Source organism: Pseudomonas sp. 43(2021), from assembly GCF_017490805.1.
Classification (GTDB): Bacteria; Pseudomonadota; Gammaproteobacteria; order Pseudomonadales; family Pseudomonadaceae; genus Aquipseudomonas.
The window spans coordinates 1-487 of sequence record NZ_JAFGYJ010000363.1; the positions used below are offsets into that span (position 1 = coordinate 1).

The 487-nt window shown below is 55.0% G+C and carries 1 protein-coding gene; it reads left to right on the forward strand.

Translation table 11 applies throughout. The features are described 5' to 3' along the window. Positions 1-84: 84 nt before the first annotated feature. On the forward strand, positions 85-487 hold a 403-nt coding region (locus J5M71_RS27655), incomplete at its 3' end, for an EAL domain-containing protein (protein WP_207838752.1).

Below are 487 nucleotides of genomic sequence, written 5' to 3' on the forward strand. Positions count from 1 at the left end.
GTTGTTGCCTGGTTTGCAGATGACGCAATCCTGCAACTGATCATTTATCACCATGGAAGGTTACAACCCGTTATCAGGGGTGTCATGACCGACTTTCCAAAATCATTCGCGTCTCCCGGTGGCTGCCAGGGCTGTAGAAACACAGGTGTGCCAGAGATGGATTTCGCCTTCGCTTTCCAGCCCATTGTGGATCTGCGCGATCAAACGACGTTTGCCCATGAAGCGTTGGTTCGCGGCGTAAACGGTGAAGGTGCCTTGTCTGTCCTGGAGCAGGTGGACGATCAGAACCGTTACCGATTCGATCAACTGTGTCGAGTGCGGGCAATTTCCACCGCGGCTGACTTAGGCATGACGCAGTACCTGTCGATCAACTTTCTGCCGAATGCCGTTTACCGGCCGGAGATGTGTATTCGCAGCACATTGGAAGCGGCGCGCACATACGGCTTTCCGCTGGAGCGGCTGATCTTCGAAGCCGTGGAAGGCGAGC